Consider the following 17,786-nt stretch of genomic DNA (forward strand, 5'->3'; position numbering starts at 1 on the left):
TGGTCCCCACGCACCTTCGATGCGTGGTCCCCGCGCACCGCTCCCCCGACGCCCTTTTTCAAGGAACCTGACATGAACCAGGAACTCACGAACAACCCGTTCAACCCGCTGACGCCGGCCAAGACCTTCGACGAGATCAAGGTGAGCCTCGCCAGCCCGGAACGGATCCTCAGCTGGTCCTTCGGCGAGATCAAGAAGCCGGAGACGATCAACTACCGGACCTTCAAGCCCGAGCGCGACGGCCTGTTCTGCGCCCGCATCTTCGGGCCGGTAAAGGATTACGAGTGCCTTTGCGGCAAGTACAAGCGCATGAAGTATCGCGGCGTCGTCTGCGAGAAGTGCGGCGTGGAGGTGACGCTGCAGAAGGTCCGGCGCGAGCGCATGGGCCATATCGAGCTGGCCGCGCCGGTCGCGCATATCTGGTTCCTCAAGTCGCTCCCGTCCCGGATCGGCCTGATGCTGGACATGACGCTCCGTGACCTCGAGCGGATCCTCTACTTCGAGAACTACGTCGTCATCGAGCCGGGCCTGACGGACCTCGTCTACGGCCAGCTGATGACCGAGGAGGAGTATCTCGACGCGCAGGACAATTACGGCGCCGACGCGTTCAGCGCCAATATCGGCGCCGAGGCCATCCGCGAGATGCTGGCCCAGATCGACCTGGAATCCACCGCCGAGCAGCTCCGCGAGGAGCTGAAGGAGGCGACGGGCGAGCTGAAGCCGAAGAAGATCATCAAGCGGCTGAAGATCGTCGAGAGCTTCGTCGAATCCGGCAACCGCCCGGAATGGATGATCCTGACCGTCATTCCGGTGATCCCGCCGGAGCTGCGCCCGCTCGTCCCGCTGGACGGCGGCCGGTTCGCGACCTCCGACCTCAACGACCTGTATCGCCGGGTCATCAACCGCAACAACCGCCTCAAGCGGCTGATCGAGCTGCGTGCGCCCGACATCATCGTCCGCAACGAGAAGCGGATGCTGCAGGAATCGGTCGACGCGCTGTTCGACAACGGCCGCCGCGGCCGCGTCATCACCGGCGCCAACAAGCGTCCGCTGAAGTCGCTGTCCGACATGCTCAAGGGCAAGCAGGGCCGGTTCCGGCAGAACCTGCTCGGCAAGCGCGTCGACTTCTCCGGCCGGTCGGTCATCGTGACCGGGCCGGAGCTCAAGCTGCACCAGTGCGGCCTGCCCAAGAAGATGGCGCTCGAGCTGTTCAAGCCGTTCATCTACTCGCGGCTGGAAGCCAAGGGCCTGTCCTCCACGGTGAAGCAGGCCAAGAAGCTGGTCGAGAAGGAGCGTCCGGAGGTCTGGGACATCCTCGACGAGGTGATCCGCGAGCACCCGGTCCTTCTGAACCGCGCGCCGACGCTGCACCGCCTGGGCATCCAGGCCTTCGAGCCCACCCTCATCGAGGGCAAGGCGATCCAGCTGCACCCGCTCGTCTGCTCGGCCTTCAACGCCGACTTCGACGGCGACCAGATGGCCGTGCACGTGCCCCTCTCGCTGGAAGCCCAGCTCGAGGCGCGCGTCCTGATGATGTCGACCAACAACGTGCTGTCGCCCGCCAACGGCGCGCCGATCATCGTGCCGTCGCAGGACATGGTCCTCGGCCTCTACTACACGACCATCATGCGTGAAGGCATGAAGGGCGAGGGCATGTCCTTCGCCTCGGTCGAGGAGGTCGAGCACGCCCTGACCGCGGGCGAGGTCCACCTGCACGCCAAGATCACCGCCCGGATCAAGCAGATCGACGACGAGGGCAACGAGGTGATGAAGCGCTACGAGACGACGCCCGGCCGCCTGCGGCTCGGCGCGCTCCTGCCGCTGAACGCCAAGGCGCCGTTCGACCTGGTCAACACGCTGCTGCGCAAGAAGGAGGTGCAGCAGGTCATCGACACCGTCTACCGCTACTGCGGGCAGAAGGAGTCGGTCATCTTCTGCGACCAGATCATGTCCGCGGGCTTCAAGGAGGCGTTCCGCGCCGGCATCAGCTTCGGCAAGGGCGACATGGTCGTGCCCGAGCAGAAATGGGCCCTGGTCGAGGAGACCCGCGAGCAGGTCAAGGACTTCGAACAGCAGTACATGGACGGCCTGATCACCCAGGGCGAGAAGTACAACAAGGTCGTGGACGCCTGGTCGAAGTGCAACGACAAGGTCACCGCGGCGATGATGTCGACCATCTCGGCCAACCGCCGGGACGAGAACGGCGCCGAACTCGAGCCGAACTCGGTCTACATGATGGCCAACTCGGGGGCCCGGGGCTCGGTCACGCAGATGAAGCAGCTCGGCGGGATGCGCGGCCTGATGGCCAAGCCCTCGGGCGAGATCATCGAGACGCCGATCATCTCGAACTTCAAGGAAGGCCTGACCGTGCTGGAGTACTTCAACTCCACCCACGGCGCGCGGAAGGGTCTGTCGGACACGGCGCTCAAGACGGCGAACTCGGGCTACCTGACCCGCCGTCTCGTCGACGTGGCGCAGGACTGCATCGTGCGCGAGCCCGATTGCGGCACCGATCGCGCGATCACCGCGCAGGCGGCGGTCAATGACGGCGAGATCGTGTCCTCGCTGGCCGAGCGGATCCTCGGCCGGGTCGCGGCGGACGACGTCACGGCGCCGGGCGACGACGAGATCCTGGTCAAGGCCGGCGAACTCATCGACGAGCGCAAGGCCGACGCCATCGAGAGCGCGGGCGTGCTGAAGCTGCGGATCCGCAGCCCGCTGACCTGCGAGGCCGAGGACGGCGTCTGCGCCGCCTGCTACGGGCGCGACCTTGCCCGCGGCACGCGCGTGAACATCGGCGAGGCGGTCGGCATCATCGCCGCCCAGTCCATCGGCGAGCCCGGCACCCAGCTGACGATGCGGACCTTCCACATCGGCGGCGTGGCGCAGGGCGGTCAGCAGAGCTTCCTCGAGGCCAGCCAGGCCGGCACGATCGCGTTCAAGAACGCGAACCTGCTGGAGAACGCGGCGGGTGAGCAGATCGTGATGGGCCGCAACATGCAGGTCGTCATCATGGGCGGCGAGGGCGAGGAGCGGGCCAGCCACAAGGTCGGCTACGGCACCAAGGTCTTCGTGAAGGAGGGCGAGGAGGTCGCGCGCGGCACCAAGCTCTTCGAATGGGACCCCTACACCCTGCCGATCATCGCCGAGCGGGCCGGCACGGCGCGCTATGTCGACCTCGTCAACGGCATCGCCGTGCGCGAGGAGACGGACGACGCGACGGGCATGACCCAGCGCATCGTCAGCGACTGGCGCAGCGTGCCCAAGGGCAGCGATCTCAAGCCCGAGATCCTGATCGTGGGCCAGGACGGCGAACCGGTGCGCAAGGACGACGGCAACCCCGTCACCTACCCGATGTCGGTCGACGCCATCCTGTCGGTCGAGGACGGGCAGGAGATCCAGGCCGGCGACGTCGTCGCGCGGATCCCGCGCGAGGGCGCGAAGACGAAGGACATCACCGGCGGTCTGCCGCGTGTGGCCGAACTCTTCGAGGCGCGCCGGCCCAAGGACCACGCCATCATCGCCGAGATCGACGGCTACGTGCGGTTCGGAAAGGACTACAAGAACAAGCGGCGGATCGCGATCGAGCCGGCCGACGAGTCGCTCGACAAGGTCGAGTACATGGTCCCCAAGGGCAAGCACATCCCGGTCCAGGAAGGCGACTACGTCCAGAAGGGCGACTACATCATGGACGGCAATCCTGCCCCCCATGACATCCTCGCCATCATGGGCGTCGAGGCGCTGGCCGAGTACATGATCGACGAGGTGCAGGACGTCTATCGACTGCAGGGCGTGAAGATCAACGACAAGCACATCGAGGTGATCGTGCGGCAGATGCTGCAGAAGATCGAGATCCTCGACAGCGGCGAGACCACGCTGCTGAAGGGCGAGCATGTCGACAAGGCCGAGTTCGACGAGGCCAACGACAAGGCGCTGGCCAAGAAGGGCCGCCCGGCGCATGGCGTGCCGGTCCTCCTCGGCATCACCAAGGCGTCGCTGCAGACCCGGTCGTTCATCTCGGCCGCGTCCTTCCAGGAGACGACGCGCGTGCTGACCGAGGCCTCGGTCCAGGGCAAGCGCGACAAGCTCGTCGGCCTGAAGGAGAACGTGATCGTCGGCCGGCTCATCCCGGCCGGGACGGGCGGGGCGACCAGCCGCGTGCGTAAGATCGCCTCGGACCGCGACACCTCGGTCATCGAGGAGCGCCGCGAGGCCGCCGAGGCCGCGCTCGCCATCGAGAACCAGAATGCGGGTCTCGACACGGACGAGGCGGACGATCTCGACACGATCGTGGTCGACACGCCGGAGAGCCGGGAGGAGTGATCCTCCCCCGTCCGCAGGATCAGGAAAAGGGCCCCCGCCGGGGGCCCTTCTTCGTTTCGCGAGCCTTCTTCGTCCCGGGCCCTTTCCGGGCTGCGGAACGAAGCCCCGTGGGCGGCCGCCGCCGCTCGCGCCGTCCCGGCGCATCGCCCCGCCCGCCATCCCGCCTATGTGGTGAGCCGACCAGAACGGGAGGGGCAGCATGACACGGGCCATCACCTTCACCATTTCCGGCCGCGTCCAGGGTGTCGGCTTCCGGCACTGGACCCGCGAGACGGCCCGGGAGCTGGGGCTGTCGGGCTGGGTCCGCAACGAGGCGGACGGGCGCGTCAGCGGCGCGGCCGAGGGGCCGGACGCGGCCGTCGCCGCCTTCGAGGAGAAGCTGGGGCAGGGGCCGACCTTAGCGAGCGTCGAGGGGCTGACGGTCGAAAGCGCCGCGCCGCAGGGGGCCGAGGGGTTCGAGGTCAGGCGCTGAGCGCCGCCGCCTCCGCCATGTGATCCTGCCAGCGCGGATCCTCCGCCGGATCCGCGCCACGGCTGGCGCAGAGCCGCGCGACGTAGTCGGCGCAGCACAGGTGATGCAGCCGGGCGACCCCCGGCAGGGCCACCGCCTCCGCGTGGATCCGGTCGAACCTGTCCCGGTAGGCGAGGGCCGAGGCGTCGCGCCGGCCGTTGCGGTTGCGCGCCCTGTGGAACTGCTCCGTATAGCGGTCCTTCCCCGCGCTGGCCGAGGCGGTGCCCTTCTTCATCGCCCAGTGCTCGTCGGAGCGGACGACGTAGTGGTTCATCTGCCCGCCGGAATGCTCGATCTCCTCGGGCGAGGTATAGCGGACCGGGTGCGGCCCGGTGGAGAAGCGCTCGATCACCCGGCCCGCGCTGTCGACGATGACGTTCCGCCCCGCGCCCATCTCGCCCTCGAACTTCCAGGGCCCGTGATCCGAGAAGGCCCCGAAGCGGCGCGGGGTCCGCGTCAGCGTCTTGACCATGATGTTCGGGCGCATCCCGTTCGGCCCGCAGCGCTGGAACTGCCGGTGCACGAGGCCGTCCTGATACCGGTCCCACCCCGAATTGCCGAAGCAGCGCCAGTGGAACGCGACACCTAGATGATCGCGGCCCAGATCGTCGAGGAAGGACCGCACCGTGCCGTCGCCCCGATGCAGGACGAGGAACTCGTCGACGTCGCAGATCAGCATCCAGTCCGCCGCCTGCCGCTCGGGCCGGCCCATCATCGCGGCATGGGCGCTCGCCTTGGGCGGCTGGCCGGGGCGGGGACGATGCGCGAACCAGGTCAGCCAGCCCGCCTCGGCGAAGGCCTGGAGAAGTTGCGGCGAATGGTCGGTGCAGTCGTTGACGGCGATGAGGATGTCGAAGCCGAGCATCCGCTGCCACGACACCCACTCCACCAGCCACGCGCCCTCGTCGCGCATGCCGCCGAAGACGAGGAAGGATTCAGGACCGCTCATGGCGCGGACGTAACCATGCCGCGCGCTCTGGCGTCCAGCCGCGGGCGGGCGTAGGGGCGGGGGCATGACACCTACCCGCGACACGATTCCGGCTCGCGACACGATTCCGGCCCGCGACACGATTCCGGACGGGCGCGGCGCCGACAACCTGCGCGGCGCCGGGCTGATGACCCTCGCCATGACCGGCTTCACGCTGAACGACGCCTGCGTGAAGCTTCTGTCCCAGGACCTGCCGCTGATGCAGGTCGTCGCGCTGCGCGGGACGCTGGCCTGCCTGCTGCTGCTCGTCGCGGGGCGGATGCTGGGCCATTACCGGCGCGGCCTCGCCACGCGGACCGACTGGGGCCTGATGGGCCTGCGCGGCCTGTTCGAGCTGGCGGCGGCCTGGACCTTCCTCACGGCGCTCGTCCACATGCCGCTCGCCAACCTCACGGCGATCCTGCAGGCCCTGCCGCTGGCGGTGACGCTGGGCGCCGCGCTCTTCTTCGCCGAGCCGGTCGGATGGCGCCGCTGGGCGGCGATCGGGGCGGGCTTCGTCGGGGTGCTGCTGATCGTGCGGCCGGGCGGCGACATCTTCACGATCTATTCGGTGCTCGGGGTCGTCACGGTCGCCTTCGCCGCGGGGCGCGATCTGGTGACCCGGCGATTGTCGCGGGCGGTGCCGACCTTCCTCGTCACGCTGGTCTCGGCGGGGCTGGTCACGGTCATGGGCTTCGCCCTGTCGCTGCCGGGCGGATGGCAACCCGTCGGGGCGGGGCAGGCGGGGCTGATCGCGCTCTCCGCCCTGTTCATGCTGGTCGCCTATCTGGGCATCATCGGGGCCATGCGGGTGGGCGAGATCGGCTATGTCGCGCCGTTCCGCTATACCGGTCTGATCGTCGCGCTGCTGGCCGGCTGGGCCGTCTTCGGCGAGTTCCCCGAGGCGCTGACCCTGGCGGGCGCCGCCATCGTCGTGGGGTCGGGCCTGTTCTCGTTCTGGCGCGAGCGCCGCCTCGGACTCGCCCGCCCCAAGGTCCCGCCGCGCTGAGCGGGAGGGGCGCCGGACGCCCCCGGGGGGCGTTGTTGACAGGCCCGGCGACTCCCCCTATGTAGCGCGCACTCGCGCCGGGGCCCTGCCCGATACGGCGCAAATCAGAGTTGCGATGGTCACGATCCGGGCGAAGACCGCCCCGATCCTCTGCTAGACCGACCGCCTTGGGCCGCAGGTAGCGGGACCCGGGCGGGTATTTTGCGTTGCGGCAGACGTGTCGTGGCGTTCACGAAACCGGCGGTCCCCCGGGACCGCGCACATGTGCCAGGAACGGGGAAAAACAGCCCAATGCCGACGATCCAGCAGCTGATCCGCAAGCCGCGTCAGCCCAAAGTCACGAAGTCCAAGTCGCAGCATCTCGAAGGCTGCCCGCAGAAGCGCGGCGTCTGCACGCGCGTCTACACCACGACGCCGAAGAAGCCGAACTCGGCCATGCGGAAGGTCGCCAAGGTCCGCCTGACGAACCAGTACGAGGTGATCTCGTACATTCCGGGCGAGAGCCACAACCTGCAGGAGCACTCGGTGGTCCTGATCCGCGGCGGCCGGGTGAAGGACCTTCCGGGCGTGCGCTACCACATCCTGCGCGGCGTGCTCGACACGCAGGGCGTCAAGAACCGGAAGCAGCGCCGGTCCAAGTACGGCGCCAAGCGTCCGAAGTGATCCTGGACGGTGCGTGCCCGGCGCGCACCCGACCCCTTGCCCGTAGGGTGCGTGCTGGCACGCACCGCCCTAGATACGAGAGAGAGACACATCCATGTCCCGCCGTCACGCCGCAGAGAAGCGCGAAGTCCTGCCCGACGCCAAGTATGGCGACCGGGTTCTCACCAAGTTCATGAACAACCTGATGGTCGACGGAAAGAAGTCCGTCGCCGAACGGATCGTCTACAACGCCTTCGACCGCGTCGAGAGCCGGCTGAAGAAGGCCCCCGTCGAGGTCTTCCACGAGGCGCTGGACAACGTGAAGCCCAGCGTCGAGGTCCGCTCCCGCCGGGTCGGCGGCGCGACCTACCAGGTCCCCGTCGATGTCCGCCCCGAGCGCCGCGAGGCGCTGGCCATCCGCTGGCTGATCGCCGCCGCGAAGGCCCGGAACGAGAACACGATGGAAGAGCGCCTCGCCGGCGAGCTCGCCGATGCCGTCAACGGCCGCGGCTCCGCCGTGAAGAAGCGCGAAGACACCCACAAGATGGCCGACGCGAACCGCGCGTTCAGCCATTACCGCTGGTAAGCGGAAAGGAGGCCGAGAATGGCTCGCGACTATCCCCTTCAGCGCTACCGCAACTTCGGGATCATGGCGCATATCGACGCCGGCAAGACCACGACGACGGAGCGCATCCTCTACTACACCGGCCGGTCCCACAAGATCGGCGAGGTCCATGACGGCGCCGCCACCATGGACTGGATGGAGCAGGAGCAGGAGCGCGGCATCACGATCACGTCCGCCGCGACCACGACCTTCTGGCAGCGCCAGGAGGATCCGACCGCAGAGGGCACGTCGGACACCAAGTTCCGCTTCAACATCATCGACACGCCCGGCCACGTCGACTTCACCATCGAGGTGGAGCGCTCGCTCGCCGTGCTCGACGGCGCGATTTGCCTTCTGGACGCCAATGCCGGCGTCGAGCCCCAGACCGAGACCGTCTGGCGCCAGGCCGACCGCTACAAGGTTCCGCGCATCGTCTTCGTCAACAAGATGGACAAGATCGGCGCCGACTTCTTCAACTGCGTGAAGATGATCAAGGACCGGACCGGCGCGACCCCGCTGCCGATCAACCTGCCGATCGGTGCCGAGGACCAGCTCGAGGGCATCGTGAACCTCATCACGATGGAAGAGTGGGTCTGGAAGGGCGAGGATCTTGGCGCGGCCTGGGTGCGTCAGCCGATCCGTCCCGAGCTGCAGGAGCTCGCCGAGGAGTGGCGCAACACCCTCATCGAGGGCGCCGTCGAGCAGGACGACGCCGCGATGGAGGCCTATCTCGAAGGGCAGGAGCCCGATGTCGACACGCTGCGCGGCCTGATCCGCAAGGGCACGCTGAATCTCAGCTTCGTGCCCGTGGCCGCCGGCTCGGCGTTCAAGAACAAGGGCGTGCAGCCCCTGCTCAACGCCGTGATCGACTTCCTCCCCTCGCCGCTCGACGTGCCCGCCTATATGGGCTTCTCGCCGGACGACGAGACGGAAGAGCGCAACATCGCGCGTCATGCCTCCGACGAGGAGCCCTTCTCGGGACTCGCGTTCAAGATCATGAACGACCCCTTCGTCGGCTCGCTGACCTTCACCCGCGTCTACTCGGGCACCCTGTCCAAGGGCGACTCGGTCGTGAACTCGACCAAGGGCAAGCGCGAGCGCATCGGCCGGATGATGATGATGCACTCCAACAACCGCGAGGAGATCGAGAACGCCTATGCCGGAGACATCATCGCTCTCGCGGGCCTGAAGGAGACGACGACCGGCGACACGCTCTGCGACAGCGCCAACCAGGTCGTCCTGGAAACCATGACCTTCCCCGATCCGGTCATCGAGATCGCGGTCGAGCCCAAGACGAAGGCCGACCAGGAGAAGATGTCCGCCGGTCTCCAGCGCCTCGCCGCCGAGGATCCGTCCTTCCGCGTCGAGACCGACATCGAGTCGGGCCAGACCATCATGAAGGGCATGGGCGAGCTTCACCTCGACATCCTGGTCGACCGCCTCAAGCGGGAGTTCAAGGTCGAGGCGAATATCGGCGCCCCGCAGGTCGCCTACCGCGAGACGATCGGTCACAAGATCGAGCATACCTACACCCACAAGAAGCAGTCGGGTGGGTCCGGCCAGTTCGCCGAGGTCAAGCTCGAGATCGCGCCGACCGAACCGGGCGAGGGCTACTCGTTCGAGAGCCGCATCGTCGGTGGCTCGGTGCCGAAGGAATACATCCCCGGCGTCGAGAAGGGCATCAAGTCCGTGATGGACAGCGGCCCGCTGGCCGGCTTCCCGGTGATCGACTTCAAGGTCGCGCTGGTGGACGGCAAGTTCCACGACGTGGACTCCTCGGTCCTCGCCTTCGAGATCGCCTCCCGGATGTGCATGCGTGAGGGTCTTCGCCGCGCGGGCGCCAAGCTGCTCGAGCCGATCATGAAGGTCGAGGTGGTGACCCCCGAGGAATACACGGGCGGCATCATCGGCGACCTGACCTCCCGCCGGGGTCAGGTGCAGGGCCAGAACACGCGTGGCAATGCCATCGTGATCGACGCCTTCGTGCCGCTGGCCAACATGTTCGGCTACATCAACACGCTGCGCTCCATGTCCTCGGGCCGCGCGCAGTTCACGATGCTGTTCGACCATTACGAGCCCGTCCCGCAGAACATCTCGGACGAGATCCAGAAGAAATACGCGTAATCCGCGATGCGTGGGCCGTTCGGCCCACGCACCCTACCCAACCGTAGGGTGCGTGCTTGCACGCACCGCCAAAGACTCAGGAGGCCCCCATGGCCAAGGCAAAGTTCGAACGCAACAAGCCGCACGTGAACATCGGCACGATCGGCCATGTCGACCACGGCAAGACGACGCTGACGGCGGCGATCACGAAGTATTTCGGCGAGTTCCGGGCGTATGACCAGATCGACGGCGCGCCGGAGGAGAAGGCCCGGGGGATCACGATCTCGACCGCGCACGTGGAATACGAGACCGAGGCGCGGCACTACGCGCACGTGGACTGCCCCGGCCACGCCGACTACGTCAAGAACATGATCACCGGTGCCGCCCAGATGGACGGCGCGATCCTCGTGGTGAACGCGGCCGACGGCCCGATGCCGCAGACGCGCGAGCACATCCTGCTCGGCCGCCAGGTCGGCATCCCGGCGCTGGTCGTCTACCTCAACAAGGTCGACCAGGTCGACGACGAGGAGCTGCTGGAGCTGGTCGAGATGGAGGTGCGCGAGCTGCTCTCCTCCTACGAGTATCCCGGCGACGACATCCCGATCGTGAAGGGCTCGGCGCTGGCGGCGATGGAAGGCCGCGACGCCGAGATCGGCGAGAACTCGATCCGCAAGCTGATGGAAGAGGTCGACGCCTACATCCCGACGCCCGAGCGCGCCGTGGACCAGCCGTTCCTGATGCCGATCGAGGACGTGTTCTCGATCTCGGGCCGGGGCACGGTGGTGACGGGCCGCGTCGAGCGGGGCGTGATCAACGTGGGCGACGAGATCGAGATCGTCGGCATCCGCGACACCAAGAAGACGACCTGCACGGGCGTCGAGATGTTCCGCAAGCTGCTGGACCGCGGCGAGGCGGGCGACAACATCGGCGCGCTGCTGCGCGGCGTGGACCGTGACGGCGTGGAGCGGGGCCAGGTGCTCTGCAAGCCCGGCTCGGTGAAGCCGCACACGAAGTTCGAGGCCGAGGCCTACATCCTGACGAAGGAGGAGGGCGGCCGCCACACGCCGTTCTTCGCGAACTACCGTCCGCAGTTCTACTTCCGCACGACGGACGTCACCGGCACGGTCGAGCTGCCCTCGGGCACCGAGATGGTGATGCCGGGCGACAACCTGAAGTTCACGGTCGAGCTGATCGCCCCGATCGCGATGGAGGACGGCCTGCGCTTCGCCATCCGAGAGGGCGGCCGCACCGTCGGCGCTGGCGTCGTGTCGAAGATCATCGAGTGATGAGGATCGCCCGGTGATCCGACGCGCCTGCAAGGGCATGTCGAGGATCATCGCGTGATCGCTTGCGGGGCGCGCCTCATGTGATATGGCGCGCGCTCCGGCCTTCCCTCCGATTCCCCGGTCCTGCCGGGGCGGAGATCACCAGAAGAAGAACCGTTCGACGAAGGGGCCCCCGCGGCCCCTTCCTCTCAACATAAAGGACTTGCAATGGCCCAAAGCCAGAACATCCGCATCCGCCTCAAGGCGTTCGACTATCGCGTGCTGGACGCCTCCACGCACGAGATCGTCCAGACCGCCAAGCGGACCGGCGCGAGCGTGCGGGGCCCGATCCCGCTGCCGAACAAGATCGAGAAATTCACGGTCCTTCGCGGCCCCCATATCGACAAGAAGTCCCGCGACCAGTTCGAGATCCGCACCCACAAGCGGCTGCTCGACATCGTGGACCCGACGCCCCAGACGGTGGACGCGCTGATGAAGCTCGACCTCGCCGCCGGCGTCGACGTCGAGATCAAGGTCTGAGGAGGGTAGGATCATGCTGCGCTCCGGCGTCATCGCAAAGAAGGTGGGCATGACCCGCCTGTTCATGGAAGACGGGAAGCAGATCCCCGTCACCGTTCTCCAGCTCGACGGTCTGCAGGTCGTGGCCAAGCGCACGCTCGAGACCGACGGCTACACCGCCGTCCAGCTCGGCGCGGGCACGGCCAAGACCAAGCGCGTGGGCAAGGCCATGCGCGGGCACTTCGCCAAGGCCTCGGTCGAGCCGAAGCGGAAGGTCGCGGAGTTCCGCGTCCATCCCGACAACCTGATCGAGGTGGGCGAGGAGATCATCGCCGCCCATTACTTCGAGGGACAGTTCGTCGACGTATCCGGCACGTCCACCGGCAAGGGCTTTGCCGGTGCCATGAAGCGGCACAATTTCGGCGGCCTGCGCGCCACGCACGGCGTGTCGATCTCGCACCGCTCCCACGGCTCGACCGGCCAGTGCCAGGACCCCGGCAAGGTGTTCAAGGGCAAGAAGATGGCCGGCCACATGGGCGCCGTCCGCGTGACCACGCAGAACCTGCAGGTCGTGCGCACCGACGTCGATCGCGGGCTCATCATGGTGAAGGGCGCGGTTCCCGGCACCAAGGGCGGCTGGGTGACGGTGAAGGACGCGGTCAAGAAGCCCCTGTCCGAGAACGTGATCTACCCCGCCGCGCTGCTCTCCGCCGCGCGCGAGGCGCAGAAGGCCGCCGACGAGGCTGCCGCCCAGGCCGCCGCCGAGGCCGAGGCCGAGGAAAAGCGCCTCGCCGAGGAGCAGGCCGCCCAGGAAGCCGAGGCCCTGAAAGCGGCCGAAGCCGACTCCAACTCCGAAGGAGGCGAGAACAATGAAGGCTGACGTCCTCACCCTCGACGGCAGCTCGGCCGGTTCGGTCGATCTCGCCGACGACATCTACGGGCTGGAGCCGCGCGCGGACATCCTGCACCGCGTCGTGCGCTGGCAGCGCGCGCGCGCCCAGCAGGGCACGCATGCGGTGCTGGGCCGGTCCGAGGTCAGCTACTCGACCAAGAAGATCTATCGCCAGAAGGGCACCGGCGGCGCACGCCACGGGTCCAAGAAGGCGCCGATCTTCCGTCATGGCGGCGTCTACAAGGGTCCGACCCCGCGCAGCCACGAGCACGAGCTGACGAAGAAGTTCCGCAAGCTGGGCCTGCGTCACGCCCTCTCGGCCAAGATGAAGGCCGGCGAGATCGTGGTGCTGGACGCGGCGACCGCCGAGGGCAAGACCTCGGCCCTCGCCAAGCAGGTGAAGGATCTCGGCTGGAAGCGCGCGCTCGTCATCGACGGGTCCGAGCTGAACGAGAGCTTCGCCCGCGCCGCCCGGAACATCGCCAATATCGACGTCCTGCCGAGCCAGGGCGCCAACGTCTACGACATCCTCAAGTCGGACACGCTGGTGCTCACCAAGGCCGGTGTCGAAGCCCTGGAGGCCCGACTGAAATGAGCGCGAAACCCGAGCATTACGACGTGATCCGCAAGCCGCTGATCACCGAGAAGTCGACCCTGGCCTCCGAGGCCAACGCGGTCGTGTTCGAGGTGGCGATGGACGCGACCAAGCCGCAGATCAAGGAAGCCGTGGAGGCGCTGTTCGGCGTCGACGTCACCGGCGTGAACACCTCGATCACCAAGGGCAAGGTCAAGCGCTTCCGTGGCCAGCCCGGCCGCCGCGCGGACGTCAAGAAGGCGTTCGTCACGCTTGCCGAGGGCAACAGCATCGACGTCTCGACCGGCCTCTGAGCCGATCGTCCCGACGGAATCGCGCCCCGGCCGCATTTCAGCGGCCGGGGCGTTTTCGTTTCGGGATCCGGGGCAGGGGGCGTATGCTGCCCGGAGTGGGGGGCGACATGGCAGGGCACCGGGTCTACGGAATGCGGTTCGGCAGCGTCCATCCGCTCTACGTCCGGAAGGTCGAACGGAAGGGGCGGTCGGCCGAGGAGGTCGACGCGGTGATCCGCTGGCAGACCGGCTACGACCAGGCGGCGCTCGAGGCGCGGATCGGCGACGGCACCGATTTCCGGGCCTTCTTCGACGGCGCCCCCGCGCCCAACCCGGCCCGGCTGCTGGTGACAGGAAAGATCTGCGGAATCCGCGTCGAGGAGATCGAGGATCCGCTGATGCGCGAGATCCGGATCCTCGACAAGCTGGTCGACGAGCTGGCCCGGGGCCGCCCGATGGAGAAGGTCCTGCGCCGCCCGTCCCCCGATGCCCCCGCTTGACGCCCGGCGGCGCGTCCTCTAACAGGCCCCATCCGCGACCAGCCCCGGATTCGTCCGGGGCTTCGTTTTTGGCGCGGGTGAACGCGGGGACCTTCGGGGCCCTATACGAACAGCCGGGCGGTCCACCGCCCGCAAAGCAACGGAAGACAGAGAAACATGGCACTCAAGTCGTACAAGCCGACGACGCCGGGCCAGCGTGGGCTGGTTCTGATCGACCGTTCGGAGCTTTGGAAAGGCCGTCCCGTCAAGTCCCTGACCCAGGGCCTGACGAAGAACGGGGGCCGGAACAATACCGGACGGATCACCGCCCGCCGCATCGGCGGCGGCGCGAAGCGTCTCTACCGCATCGTGGACTTCAAGCGCACGAAGCACGACATGGCCGCGGTCGTCGCGCGGATCGAATACGATCCCAACCGCACCGCCTTCATCGCCCTCATCCAGTACGAGGACGGCGAGCAGGCCTACATCCTGGCGCCGCAGCGCCTCGCCGTGGGCGACAAGGTCTATGCGGGCGCCCGCGTCGACATCAAGCCGGGCAACGCGATGCCGTTCACCGGCATGCCGATCGGCACGATCGTCCACAACATCGAGCTGAAGCCCGGCAAGGGCGGCCAGATCGCGCGCGCCGCGGGCACCTACGCCCAGTTCGTCGGCCGTGACGGCGGCTATGCGCAGATCCGCCTGTCGTCAGGCGAGCTGCGGATGGTCCGGCAGGAATGCATGGCGACGGTTGGCGCGGTGTCGAACCCCGACAACAGCAACCAGAACCTCGGCAAGGCCGGCCGCGTCCGGCACATGGGCAAGCGCCCCTCCGTCCGCGGTGTCGCGATGAACCCGATCGACCACCCGCACGGCGGGGGCGAGGGCCGCACCTCCGGGGGCCGCACGCCGGTCACCCCGTGGGGCAAGGACACCAAGGGCCGCCGCACCCGCAACAAGAACAAGGCGTCGCAGCAGCTCATCGTGCGCTCGCGTCACGCCAGGAAGAAGGGCCGCTAAGCCATGTCTCGTTCTGTCTGGAAAGGTCCGTTCGTCGACGCTCACGTCCTGAAGAAGGCCGAGAAGTCGCGCGAATCGGGCCGCAACGAAGTCATCAAGATCTGGTCGCGCCGCTCGACGATCCTGCCCCAGTTCGTGGGCCTGACCTTCGGCGTCTACAACGGCCACAAGCACGTGCCGGTCAATGTCTCGGAAGAGATGATCGGCCAGAAGTTCGGCGAATACGCGCCCACCCGGACCTATTACGGGCACGCGGCCGACAAGAAAGCGAAGCGGAAATAAGCCATGAGCAAGGACAAGAATCCCCGCCGCGTGGCCGATAACGAAGCGATGGCGAAAGCCCGGATGCTTCGCACGAGCCCGCAGAAGCTGAACCTCGTCGCCGCCCTGATCCGCGGCCAGAAGGTCGACAAGGCCCTTACGGACCTGACCTTCTCGAAGAAGCGGATCGCGCAGGACGTGAAGAAGGTTCTCCAGTCCGCGATCGCGAACGCCGAGAACAACCACAACCTCGACGTCGACGAGCTGGTCGTCGCCGAGGCCTGGGTCGGCAAGAACATGGTGATGAAGCGCGGCCGCCCGCGGGCGCGCGGCCGGTTCGGCCGCATCGTCAAGCCGTTCTCGGAGCTCACAATCAAGGTCCGTCAAGTCGAGGAGCAAGCCTGATGGGTAACAAGGTCAATCCCGTCGGCATGCGGCTCCAGGTCAACCGGACCTGGGACAGCCGCTGGTACGCCGACACCAAGGATTACGGCGATCTCCTTCTCGAAGACCTGCGCATCAAGGACTTCATCAAGAAGGAAGCCAAGCAGGCGGGCATCTCCCGCGTGATCATCGAGCGTCCGCACCGCAAGTGCCGCGTCACGATCCACGCCGCCCGCCCCGGTGTCATCATCGGCAAGAAGGGCGCCGACATCGAGACGCTGCGCAAGAAGCTTTCGAACCTCACCGACAGCGAGCTGCATCTCAACATCGTCGAGGTCCGCAAGCCCGAGCTGGACGCCGCTCTGGTGGGCGAGTCCATCGCCCAGCAGCTGGAGCGCCGGGTGTCGTTCCGCCGCGCCATGAAGCGCGCGGTGCAGAACGCCATGCGGATGGGTGCGCTCGGCATCCGGGTCAACGTCGCGGGCCGCCTCGGCGGCGCCGAGATCGCCCGGACGGAATGGTACCGCGAGGGCCGCGTGCCCCTGCACACCCTCCGCGCCGACATCGACTATGCCCTGTCGGAGGCGACCACGCCCTACGGCATCATCGGGATCAAGGTCTGGATCTTCAAAGGCGAGATCATGGAGCACGATCCCCAGGCCCGCGAGCGGCGCCAGGCGGAGATCCAGGACGGTCCCTCCCCGCGCGGTGGCCGCGGCGGCCGCGACCGCTGAGGAGTAACGAGCAATGCTGCAACCGAAGCGCACCAAGTTCCGCAAGATGCACAAGGGCCGGATCCACGGCCAGGCGAAGGGCGGATCGGATCTGAACTTCGGGACCTACGGCCTCAAGGCCGTGGAGCCCGAGCGGATCACCGCCCGCCAGATCGAAGCCGCCCGCCGGGCGCTGACGCGTCACATGAAGCGTCAGGGCCGCGTCTGGATCCGGATCTTCCCCGACACCCCGGTGACGGCGAAGCCGATCGAGGTCCGGATGGGCAAGGGCAAGGGCTCGGTCGATCGCTGGGCCTGCAAGGTCAAGCCGGGCCGCGTCATGTTCGAGATCGACGGCGTCAGCGAGGAGATCGCCCGCGAGGGTCTGCGTCTCGCCGCGATGAAGCTGCCGATCAAGACCCGCACCATCGTCCGCGAGGACTGGTAAGGGTCGGGGCCGCGCGCCCCGGACGTCGAGAGTGCAAGCCCCCGCCGGTCCAGCCGGCGGGGGCTTTTTCATGTCCCGCTTGCAGAAACGCCTCAGGCGCTGCCCGGAAAGATCGCCCGCATCTCGGCGTCGAACCGGGCCCAGGTGATGCTGGCCCTGTTGCCAGCATGGCCGTGATAGTAGCTCTGCCCCGAGGCGGTGGGCAGACCGGCCCAGACCCGTGCGAGGTTGAGCATGAAGTCCTCCCGCCCGAGATCCCCGCCGAGGAAGTCGGCATAGCCCGCACCCATCAGCAGCTCCATCGCCAGTCGGTCCTGCAGGGCGGGGGTGAAGGGGGCGCCCTGTGGCACGTTCAGATCCCGGACGAGGGCGCGGAGGGTCGGCGGGATGATCTGGTAGCGGCCGATCGCGTGCGGCTGGCCGGGCGTCGCGGCGACCCAGGCGAGGATCTCGCCGATCGTCAGTTGCGTCGGGCGGCGGGGCGGCTGAACCCGCGCACCGTAATTCACCGCGTCGTAGCCGAGCGGCCCGGCCTCGGCCGCCGCGATCAGGTCGAAGAGCCGCGCCTCGCGCCCGCCCCCCGGGCGCAGGGCAGGGCCAGGCCCTGGGGCGGGGGGCGCGGCCCCGAACAGCCCCCCGCGCGCGGGGGCGAAGAGCGCGCCCGTCGCGGCGACGAGCAGGGGCGCCTCGATGCCGCCCGCGCCCCGGAAGAGCGACGGGCCGTCGGCGCGGGCGGGCGAGGCGATCAGCACCGCGAGCATCGTCAGGATCAATCTCAT

General features: G+C 67.8%; 19 protein-coding genes. 17 read left to right on the plus strand and 2 right to left on the minus strand.

Annotated elements, in window-relative coordinates:
• Positions 1–72: 72 nt before the first annotated feature.
• Together rpoC and BUE30_RS04940 are read left to right on the plus strand one after the other, a co-directional pair.
• Positions 73–4,323: a DNA-directed RNA polymerase subunit beta' gene (gene rpoC, locus BUE30_RS04935; protein ID WP_073326753.1), complete on the plus strand. Its 4,251-nt coding sequence runs from the start codon at positions 73–75 to the stop codon at positions 4,321–4,323.
• A 199-nt stretch (positions 4,324–4,522) separates the two neighbouring features.
• Positions 4,523–4,795: an acylphosphatase gene (locus tag BUE30_RS04940; RefSeq protein WP_073326754.1), complete on the plus strand. Its 273-nt coding sequence runs from the start codon at positions 4,523–4,525 to the stop codon at positions 4,793–4,795.
• Here the strand turns inward: BUE30_RS04940 and BUE30_RS04945 are convergent.
• On the minus strand, positions 4,785–5,783 hold the full coding sequence (locus tag BUE30_RS04945; protein ID WP_073326755.1) for a glycosyltransferase family 2 protein: 999 nt from the start codon (positions 5,781–5,783) through the stop codon (positions 4,785–4,787). The genes BUE30_RS04940 and BUE30_RS04945 overlap by 11 nt on opposite strands.
• 64 nt (positions 5,784–5,847) lie before the next feature.
• On the opposite strand from BUE30_RS04945, the gene BUE30_RS04950 reads away from it, so the two are divergent.
• The 15 genes from BUE30_RS04950 (at position 5,848) to rplP (ending at position 17,007) form a co-directional block, all read left to right on the plus strand.
• Positions 5,848–6,810, plus strand: coding sequence for a DMT family transporter (locus BUE30_RS04950; RefSeq protein WP_083601143.1), 963 nt, complete (start codon positions 5,848–5,850; stop codon positions 6,808–6,810).
• A gap of 291 nt (positions 6,811–7,101) precedes the next feature.
• A complete protein-coding gene (gene rpsL / locus BUE30_RS04955; RefSeq protein ID WP_018301762.1) occupies positions 7,102–7,473 on the plus strand; it encodes a 30S ribosomal protein S12 in 372 nt (123 codons plus the stop codon).
• Between the two features lie 94 nt (positions 7,474–7,567).
• The gene (gene rpsG, locus BUE30_RS04960; protein WP_073326756.1) at positions 7,568–8,038 is read left to right on the plus strand and encodes a 30S ribosomal protein S7; all 471 of its coding nucleotides are present in this window, start codon (positions 7,568–7,570) and stop codon (positions 8,036–8,038) included.
• Between the two features lie 18 nt (positions 8,039–8,056).
• Positions 8,057–10,180, plus strand: a complete 2,124-nt coding sequence (gene fusA, locus BUE30_RS04965; RefSeq protein WP_073326757.1) for an elongation factor G — start codon at positions 8,057–8,059, stop codon at positions 10,178–10,180.
• 89 nt (positions 10,181–10,269) lie between these two features.
• Positions 10,270–11,445 carry an elongation factor Tu gene (tuf, locus tag BUE30_RS04970; RefSeq protein ID WP_073326735.1) on the plus strand — a complete coding sequence of 392 codons (1,176 nt, stop codon included), beginning with the start codon at positions 10,270–10,272 and terminating at the stop codon, positions 11,443–11,445.
• 207 nt (positions 11,446–11,652) lie between these two features.
• Positions 11,653–11,964: a 30S ribosomal protein S10 gene (gene rpsJ / locus BUE30_RS04975; protein WP_073326758.1), complete on the plus strand. Its 312-nt coding sequence runs from the start codon at positions 11,653–11,655 to the stop codon at positions 11,962–11,964.
• 13 nt (positions 11,965–11,977) lie between these two features.
• A complete protein-coding gene (gene rplC, locus BUE30_RS04980) occupies positions 11,978–12,823 on the plus strand; it encodes a 50S ribosomal protein L3 (RefSeq protein ID WP_073326759.1) in 846 nt (281 codons plus the stop codon).
• The gene (gene rplD / locus BUE30_RS04985; RefSeq protein WP_073326760.1) at positions 12,813–13,430 is read left to right on the plus strand and encodes a 50S ribosomal protein L4; all 618 of its coding nucleotides are present in this window, start codon (positions 12,813–12,815) and stop codon (positions 13,428–13,430) included. The genes rplC and rplD overlap by 11 nt, the downstream gene beginning before the upstream one ends.
• Positions 13,427–13,723 (plus strand): 50S ribosomal protein L23, encoded by a 297-nt coding sequence (locus BUE30_RS04990; RefSeq protein WP_073326761.1) that lies wholly within the window; start codon positions 13,427–13,429, stop codon positions 13,721–13,723. The genes rplD and BUE30_RS04990 overlap by 4 nt, the downstream gene beginning before the upstream one ends.
• A gap of 107 nt (positions 13,724–13,830) precedes the next feature.
• Entirely contained in the window at positions 13,831–14,202 is a 372-nt protein-coding gene (locus BUE30_RS04995; RefSeq protein ID WP_073327666.1) for a DUF2200 domain-containing protein, read from the plus strand.
• Between the two features lie 156 nt (positions 14,203–14,358).
• Entirely contained in the window at positions 14,359–15,201 is an 843-nt protein-coding gene (gene rplB / locus BUE30_RS05000) for a 50S ribosomal protein L2 (RefSeq protein WP_073326762.1), read from the plus strand.
• Positions 15,202–15,204: 3 nt separating this feature from the next.
• Positions 15,205–15,483: a 30S ribosomal protein S19 gene (gene rpsS, locus BUE30_RS05005; protein ID WP_073326763.1), complete on the plus strand. Its 279-nt coding sequence runs from the start codon at positions 15,205–15,207 to the stop codon at positions 15,481–15,483.
• A gap of 3 nt (positions 15,484–15,486) precedes the next feature.
• The gene (gene rplV / locus BUE30_RS05010; protein ID WP_073326764.1) at positions 15,487–15,867 is read left to right on the plus strand and encodes a 50S ribosomal protein L22; all 381 of its coding nucleotides are present in this window, start codon (positions 15,487–15,489) and stop codon (positions 15,865–15,867) included.
• Positions 15,867–16,580, plus strand: a complete 714-nt coding sequence (gene rpsC / locus BUE30_RS05015; protein WP_073326765.1) for a 30S ribosomal protein S3 — start codon at positions 15,867–15,869, stop codon at positions 16,578–16,580. The genes rplV and rpsC overlap by 1 nt, the downstream gene beginning before the upstream one ends.
• A 13-nt stretch (positions 16,581–16,593) precedes the next feature.
• Positions 16,594–17,007, plus strand: coding sequence for a 50S ribosomal protein L16 (gene rplP, locus BUE30_RS05020; protein WP_073326766.1), 414 nt, complete (start codon positions 16,594–16,596; stop codon positions 17,005–17,007).
• Between the two features lie 92 nt (positions 17,008–17,099).
• Here rplP and BUE30_RS05025 read toward each other — a convergent pair whose 3' ends face one another.
• Positions 17,100–17,786: a lysozyme family protein gene (locus BUE30_RS05025; protein WP_073326767.1), complete on the minus strand. Its 687-nt coding sequence runs from the start codon at positions 17,784–17,786 to the stop codon at positions 17,100–17,102.

Origin of the sequence: Wenxinia saemankumensis, from assembly GCF_900141735.1 — a bacterium.
GTDB lineage: Bacteria > Pseudomonadota > Alphaproteobacteria > Rhodobacterales > Rhodobacteraceae > Wenxinia > Wenxinia saemankumensis.